Origin of the sequence: Rhizobium beringeri, assembly GCF_004306515.1 — a bacterium.
GTDB lineage: Bacteria > Pseudomonadota > Alphaproteobacteria > Rhizobiales > Rhizobiaceae > Rhizobium > Rhizobium beringeri.
Window position 1 is genome coordinate 1,480,100 of the sequence record NZ_SILG01000001.1, and the last position, 12,649, is coordinate 1,492,748.

The 12,649-nt window shown below is 59.2% G+C and carries 17 protein-coding genes; 10 read left to right on the forward strand and 7 right to left on the reverse strand.

Annotated elements, in window-relative coordinates; genetic code table 11:
• The first annotated feature begins 271 nt into the window (after positions 1-271).
• Complete coding sequence (locus ELH03_RS07580) at positions 272-796, forward strand: hypothetical protein (protein ID WP_128403043.1); 525 nt, start codon at positions 272-274, stop codon at positions 794-796.
• Positions 797-823: 27 nt separating this feature from the next.
• On the opposite strand, the gene ELH03_RS07585 is transcribed toward ELH03_RS07580, so the two are convergent.
• The 3 genes from ELH03_RS07585 to ELH03_RS37315 all read right to left on the reverse strand — a co-directional run bounded on the left by ELH03_RS07585 (position 824) and on the right by ELH03_RS37315 (position 3,078).
• Positions 824-1,447: a response regulator gene (locus tag ELH03_RS07585; protein ID WP_128403042.1), complete on the reverse strand. Its 624-nt coding sequence runs from the start codon at positions 1,445-1,447 to the stop codon at positions 824-826.
• 2 nt (positions 1,448-1,449) lie between these two features.
• Positions 1,450-2,838: a sensor histidine kinase gene (locus ELH03_RS07590; protein WP_128412150.1), complete on the reverse strand. Its 1,389-nt coding sequence runs from the start codon at positions 2,836-2,838 to the stop codon at positions 1,450-1,452.
• A 63-nt stretch (positions 2,839-2,901) separates the two neighbouring features.
• Entirely contained in the window at positions 2,902-3,078 is a 177-nt protein-coding gene (locus ELH03_RS37315; protein ID WP_164902643.1) for a hypothetical protein, read from the reverse strand.
• Positions 3,079-3,243: 165 nt separating this feature from the next.
• Between ELH03_RS37315 and ELH03_RS07595 the strand changes: the two genes are divergently transcribed.
• Entirely contained in the window at positions 3,244-4,095 is an 852-nt protein-coding gene (locus tag ELH03_RS07595; protein WP_128412156.1) for a class I SAM-dependent methyltransferase, read from the forward strand.
• Positions 4,096-4,158: 63 nt separating this feature from the next.
• Here the strand turns inward: ELH03_RS07595 and ELH03_RS07600 are convergent, their stop codons facing one another.
• On the reverse strand, positions 4,159-4,452 hold the full coding sequence (locus tag ELH03_RS07600) for a hypothetical protein (RefSeq protein WP_128403040.1): 294 nt from the start codon (positions 4,450-4,452) through the stop codon (positions 4,159-4,161).
• 197 nt (positions 4,453-4,649) lie between these two features.
• Here ELH03_RS07600 and ELH03_RS07605 point away from each other — a divergent pair, with 197 nt between their 5' ends.
• The 5 genes from ELH03_RS07605 (at position 4,650) to ELH03_RS07620 (ending at position 7,329) form a co-directional block, all read left to right on the forward strand.
• Positions 4,650-5,048 carry a DUF1236 domain-containing protein gene (locus tag ELH03_RS07605; RefSeq protein ID WP_128403039.1) on the forward strand — a complete coding sequence of 133 codons (399 nt, stop codon included), beginning with the start codon at positions 4,650-4,652 and terminating at the stop codon, positions 5,046-5,048.
• Between the two features lie 162 nt (positions 5,049-5,210).
• A complete protein-coding gene (locus tag ELH03_RS37320) occupies positions 5,211-5,378 on the forward strand; it encodes a hypothetical protein (protein WP_164902642.1) in 168 nt (55 codons plus the stop codon).
• Complete coding sequence (locus ELH03_RS07610) at positions 5,375-5,956, forward strand: BA14K family protein (protein ID WP_128403038.1); 582 nt, start codon at positions 5,375-5,377, stop codon at positions 5,954-5,956. The genes ELH03_RS37320 and ELH03_RS07610 overlap by 4 nt, the downstream gene beginning before the upstream one ends.
• Before the next feature lie 112 nt (positions 5,957-6,068).
• On the forward strand, positions 6,069-6,383 hold the full coding sequence (locus tag ELH03_RS07615) for a hypothetical protein (protein WP_128403037.1): 315 nt from the start codon (positions 6,069-6,071) through the stop codon (positions 6,381-6,383).
• Between the two features lie 61 nt (positions 6,384-6,444).
• A complete protein-coding gene (locus tag ELH03_RS07620; protein WP_128412148.1) occupies positions 6,445-7,329 on the forward strand; it encodes a hypothetical protein in 885 nt (294 codons plus the stop codon).
• 30 nt (positions 7,330-7,359) lie between these two features.
• On the opposite strand, the gene ELH03_RS07625 is transcribed toward ELH03_RS07620, so the two are convergent.
• A complete protein-coding gene (locus ELH03_RS07625) occupies positions 7,360-8,253 on the reverse strand; it encodes a LysR family transcriptional regulator (protein ID WP_128403035.1) in 894 nt (297 codons plus the stop codon).
• A gap of 159 nt (positions 8,254-8,412) precedes the next feature.
• Here ELH03_RS07625 and ELH03_RS07630 point away from each other — a divergent pair, with 159 nt between their 5' ends.
• Positions 8,413-9,426 (forward strand): L,D-transpeptidase family protein, encoded by a 1,014-nt coding sequence (locus ELH03_RS07630; protein ID WP_128403051.1) that lies wholly within the window; start codon positions 8,413-8,415, stop codon positions 9,424-9,426.
• Positions 9,427-9,457: 31 nt separating this feature from the next.
• On the opposite strand, the gene ELH03_RS07635 is transcribed toward ELH03_RS07630, so the two are convergent.
• Positions 9,458-10,249, reverse strand: a complete 792-nt coding sequence (locus ELH03_RS07635) for a phenylalanine 4-monooxygenase (RefSeq protein ID WP_018241701.1) — start codon at positions 10,247-10,249, stop codon at positions 9,458-9,460.
• Between the two features lie 123 nt (positions 10,250-10,372).
• Here ELH03_RS07635 and ELH03_RS07640 point away from each other — a divergent pair, with 123 nt between their 5' ends.
• Positions 10,373-10,834, forward strand: a complete 462-nt coding sequence (locus tag ELH03_RS07640) for an Lrp/AsnC family transcriptional regulator (RefSeq protein WP_128412147.1) — start codon at positions 10,373-10,375, stop codon at positions 10,832-10,834.
• A 38-nt stretch (positions 10,835-10,872) separates the two neighbouring features.
• On the opposite strand, the gene ELH03_RS07645 is transcribed toward ELH03_RS07640, so the two are convergent.
• Positions 10,873-11,352: an Lrp/AsnC family transcriptional regulator gene (locus tag ELH03_RS07645; RefSeq protein ID WP_128403033.1), complete on the reverse strand. Its 480-nt coding sequence runs from the start codon at positions 11,350-11,352 to the stop codon at positions 10,873-10,875.
• A 129-nt stretch (positions 11,353-11,481) separates the two neighbouring features.
• Here ELH03_RS07645 and hppD point away from each other — a divergent pair, with 129 nt between their 5' ends.
• Positions 11,482-12,591: a 4-hydroxyphenylpyruvate dioxygenase gene (gene hppD, locus ELH03_RS07650; RefSeq protein ID WP_128412146.1), complete on the forward strand. Its 1,110-nt coding sequence runs from the start codon at positions 11,482-11,484 to the stop codon at positions 12,589-12,591.
• The last annotated feature ends 58 nt before the right edge of the window (positions 12,592-12,649 follow it).

The following is a 12,649-nucleotide window of genomic DNA, read 5'->3' on the forward strand; positions in this document are numbered from 1 at the left end:
GCACTTCGACAAACAAAGCGACGACGAAGGGAGAAGTTCCATAGAAATGCTTCCTCGCCTCACAGAGCAGCAGAGATGGAGAAGCGAGTAACTCTGGGCTTGCGATCGCTCGGACTTTTCTGGACGCCGAGTATGGCAATCAAGTAAGCCGGACCAAAGTCTTGCCGGCGCCTACTACCTAGGTCGGTTGCAATCTGTCTTCGGAACAGCGAGAAATCTTATGCGTCATATATTGCCTGGGAAACGGCGAACGGACGAACGAGGCCATGGCATGAATATCCGGAAACGCGATTTTCTGAGATTGAGCGGCAGCGCGGCCGTCGCCATCGTCGCTGCCGCATCACCAGCCACATTGAATCTCGGCGGTTTCCTTCCTGTTCTGGCGGTGGAACGCGCGCAGGCAAAAGACGGCAACAATGGGAATGGCAACGGTGGTGGGAACGGCAACGGTAATGGGGGAGGGAATGGCAACAGCGGCGGCACCGGCAACGGGGGAGGGAATGGCAATAGCAATGGTGGTGGCAGCAGCAACAGCAGCAATGGCTCAGGGAATGGCAATGGTGGGAGTTCCACCAGCAGCACGGGATCCTCTTCCTCTTCTTCAGGGTCGTCAGTAGGATCGGGAACGAGAGCGACGGCAGCGTCCGATGGCTCGATCGACGTCCGTCATTCGAATGGCATCACTGAAGTCCTGCAGCGCGGTCGATACATTATGAAGGACTCAAAGGGCCGGACGATCATAAATCGACAGGCGACGGCCAACGATGCCCGCCGGCTGAGCCGCTTTCTTCGCTAAAGCGTGATAGTCGGGCAATAACTGCTTTCAGCGCCGTTCGCGCCATTGCAGAGCCGCTTCAGTCCTGTTCGAGGCACCAAGCTTGCTCAGAATCTGGGTCATATGGTGCTTCACCGTCTTTTCCTGCAGGCTGAGACGCAAGCCGATATGCTTGTTTGACAAGCCTTGGGCGACAAGATCCATCACCTCGCGCTCCCGTGGCGTCAGACTGTTTTTGTCGGAGGTTCCGCCATGCAGCGAATTCTCCATGACCTTTGCAGACATCGTCGGCGAGATATATCGCGAGCCACGCAGGACGGTTTGGATTGCTTCGGCGAGGCCACGCGAACCGACACCTTTCAGAACATAACCCATCGCGCCCCGTTGCAGAGCTCCCAGCAAGGTGTCCACTTCCTCGGATACCGTCAACATCAGCACTTTCGTTGTGGGGCTCCGCGCCAGGACGTCACTGATCGCAGACAGCCCGCCGCCGGGCATCGAGACATCGAGAAGCATGATGTCGGGGTGGTTGTCCGAGGCGATCATCGCCGCGTCGTCACTACTGGCTCCCTCACCAACGACGATAAAGCCGCTGATCTCCGACAGGCTGCGCGTTACACCCTCTCGAAAAAGCGGATGATCGTCCACGACGCCGATGGTGATTGATGTCATCGCTACTCTCCCACTTCCATTGGCTCGAAGATCATGGTCACGATCGTTCCTTCTTCGCCTGTCTTGATGTCGAAGGATCCTCCCAGGCTGTCGACGCGCTCCCGCAACCCCACGAGGCCGAGGCTCGTTGGTCTCACCTCGGTCGGATCGAAGCCGTCGCCGTGATCGCTGACTTCGACACGAACATGACCCTTGCGCGAGACAGCGCTGACGGCCTGCTGAACGCCGCCACCGTGGCGGTAGGCATTATTCAGGGCCTCCTGAATGAAGCGATAGATACAGATCTTCACGGCAGGAGGAAGTTCCGGTCCATCTTCGTCGACCATCGTTTCTACGAGCGTTTCGGTCTTATGTTGATGCGCGTCGACGATCCGCATCACGATCTCGCTGATTGACGATTTCTCGATCTGCGGAAGCACCAGCCCGCTGCAAATATTGCGGATCTCCGTCATAGCCTCAGCAAGGCTCGAGCGTATCCAGGCAAGCTCCCTTTCACGCGCTTCGGGCTGGGTGGACGCATTGATCAACACGTCGCTGTCTAGCCTCAATGAGGCATAGGCGATGTGCTGGGCCGGACCGTCGTGCAGATCGGCACCGATGCTGCGCAAATAAGTTTCGTTCAGCGCTGCCGCCCGCTGGGAGGCGCGCTGCAGCCGTCGTTGGAGCCCGCGGTTTTCTGTTAACAGTGCAGACAGTTCATCGACCCGTTCTTTGAGATCCTTGCGCTGCGCCTCTATTGTGCGGCTACCGCGGAACACCAGGACTGAGAGGACAAGGAAAAAGGTCGCAGTCAGAGCGGCGACAGCGCCCCAGCTCCGGAGCCTTGCATGCGCCAGACTATCCCCTAGTCCTTCTGCTGTCTCGTAGAACTCGAGGACGGCAACCGCCTGTCCGGACCATGGCTGGAGCACAGGGTTATAGATTTCCATGAGCGGCTTGCCGAGCGCGCGCTCGTTGTCGCTTTCCGGATCGCTGGCAATCTCGTAGCGCGCGACGAGAGATCCTGCGAATGCCCTCTGCAGCTTGTCGCTTACCGCAAACTTCCTGCCCACCAGCTCCTTCTCGTTCGAGTAGAGGATGGTGCCGTCGCTTCGCCACAGCTTGAACGAAACAAGGCGCTTGCCGAGCGCGCCCTGACCGAGTGTCTCGTCCAGAGCTTGAGCACTCGCTTCATCCAGCAATGACTCTGTTTGCATATCGGGAAGTAGCGGCGCGATCACGCTGTCCACATAAAGCGCCGTCGCTGCGCCTGAGTTGTGGATGACGGCCTCCTCTATCAGGTGGCTTACAAAAAAACCCACCACGAACATGGCGGCGATCGATATGAGCCCACCCGCGATGAAGAACTGGGAGGCGAGCGAGCGGGCATTCCAGCGGCGAAGCCAATTCATTTTGATACCGGCAAGAGACTTGTCGACTAACCTACCGCGTCTTTAGAGTTTTTCCAAACAGCGTCAGGGCACATTCCTGGTGTCGAAGACCTCGGCGCCTCTTATGCTCTGGGTCAATCCGACGGTATCGCCTGATATGGCTGCGCCGAAGACGTAGAGAAGGGCGGCCAGAACGATAACAAGGGCGAAGACGGACGCGTTACAGGCGTCATTCACTCGGGATCTATGACGCTGGTTCATGTTCGGATCTCCTTCAGTATCGTTCGAAACGGCACGAGTCCGATGCGCGTTCCACCTCAGGGACTTCGGTCGGAGGAGGTTGGGACCAAGGTCTGACCCCGTAGACATCAGCAGATTCAGGCATATTTCCTGGCCGACCGACTTGGGTTTGGAGGCTTGTGTGTGATGATTTCCATGGACTTCGAAGGCAGCGCCCGCGCCGCATCTGTCGCTTCTCTCCAGCCGTTCGAGGAAGGCGTCGCCGAATTTTACGATAGCTATCTCGTGCCGATTCTCTTCGAGCCCTATGCCTCGGAGATGGCGATCGTCGCCGAGAAATTGAAGCCGGGCAGCGTTCTCGAGGTCGCTGCAGGGACAGGCACCTTGACACGTGCCCTGCGGGCGACGCTTGATCCTGCAACGGAGATCGTTGCCACCGATCTCAGCCAGGCGATGATTGACGTTGGCGCACCATCGCTGACGATGTTGCGGACTCACTGGATGCACGCGGATGCGCAAAATCTCCCGTTCGCGTCCTCGATGTTCGATCTTGTCGTCTGCCAGTTCGGCGTGATGTTCTTTCCTGATAAGCTGAGGGCTTATGGCGAGGCTAAAAGAGTGTTGCGCAGCGGCGGTCGTTTTCTGTTCTCGACGTGGGATTCAATCGAGGCCAACGACTTCGCAAGATGTGTGGACGAATGCCTGGGAAGCCTCTTCCCGTCGGATCCGCCGGATTTTTTCAGGCGCTTGCCATATTCCTACTTCGACCCCGATCCGATCAAGGCGCAACTGACTTCGGCGGGGTTTGACGCGGTATCCTGCGATCGGGTCGCATCGACGTCAGTCGCGGCCACCGCGCGCGAGGTGGCTACGGCGTTCTGCCAAGGCACTCCGCTCAAGGGAGAGATCGAACGGCGGGCGCCGGAGGAGCGTATGTCGGAAATCGTCGCTCAGGTGGCCGAGCGCGTGGAATCGCGCTACGGAGCCCGTCCTTGCGGCGGCATGAGCGCGCTCATCGTCGCCGGCCGCGCACCATAAGACTCCGTGGCGCAGGCTGTCGTCTCAATCAGGCGATTCCGTCGGCCGGAAGGTCCAAAAGATCTATCCGCCCGGGTATGACGGCTCGTCGGACTTCAACGGGTGCGCGTAGGAGGCTTCCTCTATCGCGCGGATGACGTGCCGCTCGATCACCAAACAGGTTTCGTCGTACTCTAGCACCAGGTTCGGATTGAACCGTCGCCTTCGAACGGAGTCGCGGGCTTCGACTGCCATCTGATAGGCTTCGAAGAGTTCGAACTGCCAGGGGTCGCGCGCTTCCATGATCAACTTCCGCATATGCGGCAGGCGCATTGCCAGGCGCCTGCGTCCGGCTTCCCGGCGGTTGGATCGCGCCATCTCCTTCGATCTCCTGCTTATGCCGCGATTATGCGGCTTCTCGATCTTGAAATAGCGTCGGCAACGGGCCTTGGAATGGGTTTGGGACCAAAGGCCGGGATCGATCAGACTGAGGTCTGAGGCGTGGAACGACCTTGCCTCCAGCTAGTTGGTTGGCAGCGGTCGCGAAGGCCGCTCTCAAACAGAAGGAGGAAAAAATGCTCTCCAAGCTTATCGTCGGTGCGGCAACTGCCGCGACCCTCATGTCGGGCGTCGCATTCGCCCAGTCCTCGACCGTCAACGGTGCGGCCGGTGGCGCGATCACTGGGGCGATCGTCGGCGGCCCCGTTGGCGCTGCTGTCGGCGGCGTTGCCGGCGCAGTCGTGGGTACGGCGATCGATCCGCCGCCGCAAAAGGTCATCACCTATGTCCGCGAGGCTCCGGCACCATCGGCGCGCGTGGTCGTGAAGGAGAAGGTTGTCGTCGGCCAGCCCCTGCCGGCGACGGTTGTCGTGACGCCTATTCCGGATGACCCGACTTATGCTTACGCGGTGGTCAATGATGAACGTGTCATCGTCGAACCGTCGTCCCGCAAGGTGATCCAGGTTATCAAGTAATCTGATCCTACACGCGGCCTCCGCCGCGTCCTCCATCCGGAAATCATCGCTCAAAGTCCGGGAACCGCCGCACGACCGACGGCAGCGTCTTCGTGCGGCCAAAAACAGCCGATGCCCCCGGCGGCGACCTCCGCCGCCGGAGCGCCAACGAGGAGAGGACCCATGATCTATTCCGAAGAGAAATCCCGTGGTCTGGCCTTGCCGCTGATCGCCATCCTGCTGGCAATCGCCGGCATTCTCGCCGTGCTTGTCGCCACCGGCGGCCGACATAGCAGTGCCGCCGGCCGCGTCTGGGTTCCACAGGCTCAACAGCAGGGGTCGGGACGATGAAAGCCATCGCATCCGTTGCCTTCGGCATCGTAAGCTCGGTCGGGGCCTGCGTCGCTGCCGCATCTGTCGCATCCTATGTCGTGGCGGATTCCGAGCCTCACGCCTTCAAGGAGCTCGCAGCGCGCGATCTATGGACGACGACGCCGGTGAAAGTCGATCCTCGGCAGCAGCACTATGAACGAATTGCGCCTCTCTATTCCAGCTATGTGACCGAGGCGTCGGCCAGCATGGCGTCAGCGGCGAGGCCGGATTCGGCTCGCCCGCCAGCCGAACTTCAGACCCCGCAGCCCAGACTTTCGGCCGCGCATCTTGCCTGGTGTGGGGAACGTTATCGCTCATTCAATCCCGCGACCAACAGCTATCGGTCCTATAGCGGTGAGACCCGCGAATGCTCTTCGCCGTTCCAGCCGACTGTCGCCGAGGCCGATGAAGGCGTCGGCTCGAAAGTGAATGCACAGGCGGCAGCCCGGTGCGCCGCTCGCTACAAGTCGTATCGACCGGAAGACAATACGTATCAACCATGGGAAGGACCACGGCGCAGCTGCGACATGTCGGATCTCGTTGCGACGAGCAACTGATGTGGTCGCATGGTGCCTACCCAATTGCACGACCTAGTCACCCGGACTAAAGTCCGTGTTGCAAACGCTACGGTTGTGATACCGGGTTGTATTAGAGTGTTGGAGATCAGGGATGGCAACGGCGCTGATAACAGAAATCCAGCAGGCGCAGACAAGGCTTCCGCTCTTGAGCCGAGCGGACCGGGGAGCCCTTATCATTCGCATCCTCCGCGAGCTGAAGACGCATCGGCGGGAGGTTCTCGCAAATGTGCCGGCCGAGCGCTGCGTTTGGATCGACAGGCTGATTGCGTCCGTGTCCTCGACGATACCGGAAATCGTCAACATGCAGGACGCCGAGTTCAATCGTGTCTTGAACGAGTTCGAAAAGCTGATTGCGACGCTCGATGACATCTCGCATGCCGAGAAACGGTCGAAGACAATTCACTGAGAGGGTCGCCAGCCGAGCGCCTCATTGGAAACCGATCGCTGCGCGTGAGCGTTCTCCTTCCATGACCGAAACGAAATCCGCCGCTGATCATGACAAGGCGCCGTCCGTCGAAGACGGTGCGAAGCCCGGCGTGGACATTTCTTTCCCTTACGACAGGATGACCGTCGAGCAATTCCGAAGACGCTTCCCCCGTGCCCGCTGGAGCGATGCCCGCAAGGCCTGGTTCGTTCCCGGGCGGACGGCGTCCCGCCGCATCGGACGATGGCTTGCCGAGATCGAGGCCGAGGCCGACGCCCATGCGGATGCGAAGGGACGCGACGCCTTCGCCTTCGATCCCATCGGCAGTCCATATCTTGAACTCGGCAAGGCAGGCTTCCGAATCCGCACGCCTTATTCGAAGACCGTTGTCGACGAATTGCGCGAGGTGCCATTCTCACGGTGGGACGGCGATCTCAGGATATGGCACGTTCCTTTCCGGTCCTATGAGGAACTCCGACGCAGATGGCTCGATATTGAGGCAGCGGCTCGCAGAAACGAGCCGGAGGAAAGACGACGTCGGGCCGAGGAGCGGAAGGGGACCGAACAGGATATGCGCAGCAAACTCCGCTCTGCGGAACGAAAGCGTCACCGTTACCCGCTTCAGAGCGACGACCTGCCGCCGATAGGGCGTCCCGTGGTCACCGCCTATGGAATCGTCGTTTTTACCGAAATCTCAGGCGAACTGGTCGACCCGGATGTCGTTGCGGACTTTTATCCCGGCGTTACCGAGGATCACGTCTGGGGATGTTGGCGGGTGCCCACATTCGAAGAACTCATCCGCACCTGGCCCGCGAAAATGCTTCCGGTTCAGAACGCCGAGTGGTGGCTGCCGACGATCGAGGAACTGAGGCCGGCCCGTCGCACGGCAAGATCGCGCGAAACCAGGAAATACGCGAAGACGCCGTGACAGCTGCTTGCCGTTGCCTCGGTTCCGATCTCAGGCTCGGTGGCGCAGGGCGTCCACGAGCGCCACGAAAGCCGGAGAGGACTGCCTTCTGCTGGGATAGTAGAGATGGTAGCCATCCCAGGGTGGCGAAAAGGCTTCCAGCACGCGTCTAAGACGGCCCTCCGCGATATGAGGAAGAGCGACGTCTTCCGGTACGTATGCCAGGCCAAGTCCTTCCAGCGCCGCTTCCACACTCTGATAGGAGTTATTGAAGGCAAGCTGTCCCTCGACCCTGATCCTGATCTCTTTCCCGTTATCTTCGAACTCCCATGCCCAGAAGCCGCCATATGTGGGCAGGCGTTCGTTGATGCAGTTGTGGCGAACGAGGTCCTGCGGATGCTCCGGAACCCCCTTGCCGTCGAAATATGAGGGCGCGCCGACGACGGCAAAAGGGAAATCAGGCCCGATGCGTGTCGAGATCATGTCTTTCGCCACCTGCTCCCCCATCCGGACGCCCCCGTCGAAGCGCTCCGTCACGATGTCGGACAGCCCGTTTTCGCGTATCAGCTCCACCTTGATGTCAGGGTTGTTCGGTAGGAAGCGCTGGAGCTTCGGCCAGATGATCCACCTTATTGCGTGGTCTGATGCCGTGATGCGGATGTTCCCGGCTGGCTTTTCCCTGAACTCGGTGATGGTTTCAAGTTGCGCCTCGATCTCATCGAAGTGAGGCCCCACGCCTAGGAACAACCGTTCTCCAGCGTCGGTGAGCGACACGGCCCGCGTGGTACGGGTCAGAAGCCGGATTCCGAGCCGCGTCTCGAGCTGGCGGACAATGTGACTGAGCGCCGATTGAGACACGCCCAGCTTCGCAGCCGCTCGCGTAAAGTTCTTCTCCCGGGCGACCGCCAGAAAGGCCATCAGGTCGTTGACGCTCTCGCGTGGCATTCACGAGCTCCTTCGGATCAAATGGCGGTTGTACCGAATTTGCTGAGGCTGGACATTGAAATCATCGTGAACAGAAGCCGGCGGTTCCCTGAAAACGTCGCTGTCGCCGAAATTCTCCAGCCGCTCTCGCGCAGTGGAACAAGTTCCGGCTCCAGCCATTTGTTGTCCATGAAAACAGCCCTGCCGATGTCGCTGCTCGCTCTCACCATCTCCATTGGCGGCGCCGCCGCGCGGGAGCTCCGACCCGAAGCAATCAACAACGCTTCGATTGCTTCCATTGAGGCAGAGAAGCCCAAGCCCGCAGATCCAGACCCGGCGATCGTCCGCCTTCAGGTCCTGCTCGATCGTGCAGGCTCGTCTCCAGGCGAGATCGATGGCCGATACGGCGAGAACGTCAACAAGGCCGTGGCCGGTTTCGAGGCTATGAACAAGCTTCCTGTCGATGGGAGGCTGGATCCAGAAGTCGTCTCCCGCCTGGAAGGCAATGCCGCCATCGTTGCCCCGATCGTTGAAAGCTATGTCGTCTCGGCAGAGGATGCCAAGGGTCTCGTTAACAGGATCCCCGAAGACTATGGCGAGAAGGCGAAGATGGAGAGCTTGGGGTATACGAGCGTTGCCGAGAAGTTATCCGAGCGGTTCCACATGGGTATCGATCTGGTAAACGCGCTCAACCCGGGTTCGCAGTTCGCTCCGGGCGATACGGTGTGGGTCGTGACCCCCGGTCCTCCACGGGAAGGAAAGGTCAAGAAGATCGAAGCCAACAAGAAGACGGGGCAGGTGCTGGCCTTTGCCGCGGACGGATCACTGCTTGCAGTCTATCCCGCGACGATCGGCAGCGAAGACAATCCGGCGCCATCAGGGAAGCACAAGGTCAAGGGCGTCGCGAGGATGCCGGTCTACAGATACGATCCAAAGCGCAACTTCAAGCAGGGAAAGAACGACAAGGTCCTGACGATCCCGAAAGGGCCGAACGGTCCTGTTGGTACGGTCTGGATCGATCTAACCGAGCCGACCTATGGAATCCATGGGACACCGGAACCGAAGCTCATCGACAAGGTTGGCTCCCACGGTTGCGTGCGGCTGACGAACTGGGATGCCGAAGAACTGGCCGGCATGGTCAAGCCCGGTGTCTTGGTGGACTTCGTCAGTCGAAGTTCAGCCACGCCGAAGTGAGGCCTGTGCCTGCAGCCTGATCGCCAATAGTTCACGACGCTTTGGCCTCGAAGGCCGGGGCGAAATCACCCAGCGATTTTGCCTTGAGGATCGTGGCCTCGATATCCTGCTCCACGATCGCTTCAAGATCGGCGAAGCTGTCGATGACATAGTAAATCGGCTGGAGGATATCGATCCGGTAGGGCGTCCTCAGCACGCTCAGCAGATCGAACGGCCGGAATTCGCACGCCTTGCCTTCCATTGCCGCCTTCGCCTCACTTGGCGATGAGACGATGCCTGCGCCGAAGCAGCGGCGACCCTGCGGCGTATTGATCAGGCCGAATTCGACAGTGAACCAGAAGATGCGGAACAGATGCCATGAATAGCCCTTGCCGAGGCGGACGGCCGTTTCGCCAAAATGCCGGACGAAATTGGCATAGCTCTGGTTGGTGAGCATGGGGCAGTGGCCGAAGACCTCGTGGAACAGGTCCGGTTCCTCGATATAGTCGATATGCTCGCGACGGCGCAGGAAGGTTGCAAGCGGGAATTTGCCTTGCGACAGAAGTTCATAAAAGCGCGACGGCGGAATGAGCGCCGGCACGCCTTCCACACCGAAGCCGGTAGTCTCGTTCAGGCGTCTGTTCACGTCGAGAAGCTGCGGCACCTTATCGGGCTTCAGCCCCAGCATTTTGACGCCGTCCAGATATTCGCGGCAGGCGGTATCGGCCAGCAGTTTCATCTGACGCCGGTAGAGTTCACCCCATATCGCATCTTCGTCAGGAGTGTAGTCATACAAACCGTCCGGACCGGGCAGTTTGGCGGTGTAGCTGCTTTCCTTGGTCATAGGCTGATCCTCCCAGGCACGGCGCTATTCCTGCCATTATGATCCGAGTTTGGAGGATTTTCTTTTCTTTCATGCTGGCTATTGCCATAGTGATGGCAAATCTTCCCGAATGTGATACGGAAAATGAAAGAACCTGGGAATTTTCGCCACAAGCTTCTGCAACTCGTCCAGGCCGACGGCAGCCTTTCGCTGGCAGACCTGGCGGAAAAGGCCGGCATGTCGCAGAGTTCGGCCTGGCGGAAGATCCAGGAGCTGGAAGCCGACGGCGTCATCCGCAAGCGTGTGACGCTGCTCGATCCTGGCAAACTCGATCTCAAGCTCTGCGTCATCGCGCATGTGACGCTGGAGGATCACCACGAAGAGGCCGTCGCGTCTTTTGCTTCGGTGGTGCTGGAGCGGCCGGAAATTATGGAATGTTACGCCCTATCCGGCGCCTTCGACTACATGCTGAAGATAAGGGCAAGGGACGTAGAAAGCTACGAAGCCTTCATGACCCGCTATCTCATGCGCAACCCGCATGTGCGCACCGTCGTCTCGAGCTTTGTGCTGCGCGAGCTGAAATTCTCGACCGAATTGCCGCTCTGATTTAGATGCGCCTGCGCAGGGCGATGTTTGTCGCCATGTCAATGGCCCGGCATGAGCACCGGAAAGCCTTCGAATGTCTTCAGCGTGTCGAGCACGATCGACGTCTTCACATGCTGCACCGACTCGTGGGGCAGCAGAACGTCGTTGACGAATTTCGAGAGGTCGGCGAGCCCGCGGGTCGCGACCGTCAGATGATAATCCATTTCACCGGTCAGCGCATAGGCTTCGAGAACTTCCGGCAAGCCGTTGATCAGTTGCGAAAATCGGCGGGCATTGTCTCTGTTGTGGGTCGCAAGTGTCACGGAAATGACCACCAGCATATCCAGACCCAGCTTCTGCCGATCGAGGTAGGCGCGGTAGCTCAGGATATATCCCTCAGCCTCCAGTCTCGTCCTCCGCCGCGAGCATTGCGACGGTGAAAGCGCGATCCGCTCCCCCAATTCGTTGTTCGTCAGCCTGCCGTCCTTTTGAAGTTCCTGGAGCAGGCGCAAATCCAATTTGTCGAGCGGTTCATCCATTGCGCGAAACCTCCAAAACACTCACGGATCGTGCATAATCTCTTCCCGGAGCATGAAGAATGCAAGAACTTTGCACGCGTTTTGGGTCACACTTTGCATAGAAATGCAATCTCCTCTGGAGGAAAGAAAATGGGTCCCTTCCCACATGATGCGCCGCCCTCGGAAATCACCGCCGACAATCCGGCCGGTACCGACGGCTTCGAATTCGTCGAATTCGCCCATCCCGAGCCCGAGAAACTGCGCGAGCTCTTCACACGCATGGGCTACGTCGTGGTCGCCAGGCACAAGACGAAAGACATCACCGTCTGGCGACAAGGTGACATCAACTATCTGCTGAACGCCGAACCCGGCAGTCATGCCGCCCGTTTCGTCGCAAATCATGGCCCCTGTGCGCCATCGATGGCATGGCGCGTCGTGGACGCCAAACACGCCTTCGATCACGCGGTGTCAAAAGGTGCTGTTCCCTATGAAGGGGACGACAAGGCGCTCGACGTCCCGACAATTGTCGGCATTGGCGGCTCGCTGCTCTATTTCGTCGAGACCTATGGGGCAAAGGGATCGGCTTATGAAGCCGAGTTCGACTGGTTTGGCGAGCGCAACCCGCATCCCCAGGGGATCGGCTTCTATTATCTCGACCATCTGACGCACAACGTCTTCCGCGGCAACATGGACAAGTGGTGGGATTTTTACCGCAACCTGTTCAATTTCAAGCAGATCCACTTCTTCGATATCGACGGCCGCATCACCGGTCTGGTGAGCCGCGCCATCACCTCGCCCTGCGGCAAGATCCGCATTCCGCTGAATGAATCGAAGGACGACACCAGCCAGATCGAGGAATATCTGAAGAAGTACCGGGGCGAGGGCATCCAGCACATCGCCGTTGGAACGGAGGATATCTACGACGCCACCGACAGGCTGTCCGACAACGGCCTGCGCTTCATGCCGGGTCCGCCGGAGACCTATTACGACATGTCCTATGAACGCGTGAACGGTCATAGTGAACCGGTCGAACGCATGAAGAAACACGGCATCCTCATCGATGGCGAAGGTGTGGTGAATGGCGGCATGACGAAGATCCTGCTGCAGATCTTCTCCAAAACAGTCATCGGCCCGATCTTCTTCGAATTCATCCAGCGCAAGGGCGACGAGGGCTTCGGCGAAGGCAATTTCCGCGCTCTTTTCGAGTCGATTGAGGCCGATCAGATCAAGCGTGGTGTCATCGGTACTGCAGCGGAGTAAACTCTAAAGCGCTGCGCGTCTTTTCAGACGCGCGACGCTGCGGAGTTTTCGGGGAGGA

Excerpts from the sequence above, each read along its gene's own strand:
- ELH03_RS37315 (WP_164902643.1), bottom strand. The coding sequence starts at position 3,078 with ATGAACCAGCGTCATAGATCCCGAGTGAATGACGCCTGTAACGCGTCC.
- ELH03_RS07635 (WP_018241701.1), bottom strand. The coding sequence starts at position 10,249 with ATGACCAAGGAAAGCAGCTACACCGCCAAACTGCCCGGTCCGGACGGT.
- ELH03_RS07625 (WP_128403035.1), bottom strand. The coding sequence starts at position 8,253 with ATGCCACGCGAGAGCGTCAACGACCTGATGGCCTTTCTGGCGGTCGCC.
- ELH03_RS07605 (WP_128403039.1), top strand. The coding sequence starts at position 4,650 with ATGCTCTCCAAGCTTATCGTCGGTGCGGCAACTGCCGCGACCCTCATG.
- ELH03_RS07615 (WP_128403037.1), top strand. The coding sequence starts at position 6,069 with ATGGCAACGGCGCTGATAACAGAAATCCAGCAGGCGCAGACAAGGCTT.
- ELH03_RS07640 (WP_128412147.1), top strand. The coding sequence starts at position 10,373 with ATGAAAGAACCTGGGAATTTTCGCCACAAGCTTCTGCAACTCGTCCAG.
- ELH03_RS07595 (WP_128412156.1), top strand. The coding sequence starts at position 3,244 with ATGATTTCCATGGACTTCGAAGGCAGCGCCCGCGCCGCATCTGTCGCT.
- ELH03_RS37320 (WP_164902642.1), top strand. The coding sequence starts at position 5,211 with ATGATCTATTCCGAAGAGAAATCCCGTGGTCTGGCCTTGCCGCTGATC.
- ELH03_RS07590 (WP_128412150.1), bottom strand. The coding sequence starts at position 2,838 with ATGAATTGGCTTCGCCGCTGGAATGCCCGCTCGCTCGCCTCCCAGTTC.
- ELH03_RS07585 (WP_128403042.1), bottom strand. The coding sequence starts at position 1,447 with ATGACATCAATCACCATCGGCGTCGTGGACGATCATCCGCTTTTTCGA.
- ELH03_RS07610 (WP_128403038.1), top strand. The coding sequence starts at position 5,375 with ATGAAAGCCATCGCATCCGTTGCCTTCGGCATCGTAAGCTCGGTCGGG.
- ELH03_RS07620 (WP_128412148.1), top strand. The coding sequence starts at position 6,445 with ATGACCGAAACGAAATCCGCCGCTGATCATGACAAGGCGCCGTCCGTC.
- ELH03_RS07580 (WP_128403043.1), top strand. The coding sequence starts at position 272 with ATGAATATCCGGAAACGCGATTTTCTGAGATTGAGCGGCAGCGCGGCC.
- hppD (WP_128412146.1), top strand. The coding sequence starts at position 11,482 with ATGGGTCCCTTCCCACATGATGCGCCGCCCTCGGAAATCACCGCCGAC.
- ELH03_RS07600 (WP_128403040.1), bottom strand. The coding sequence starts at position 4,452 with ATGGCGCGATCCAACCGCCGGGAAGCCGGACGCAGGCGCCTGGCAATG.
- ELH03_RS07645 (WP_128403033.1), bottom strand. The coding sequence starts at position 11,352 with ATGGATGAACCGCTCGACAAATTGGATTTGCGCCTGCTCCAGGAACTT.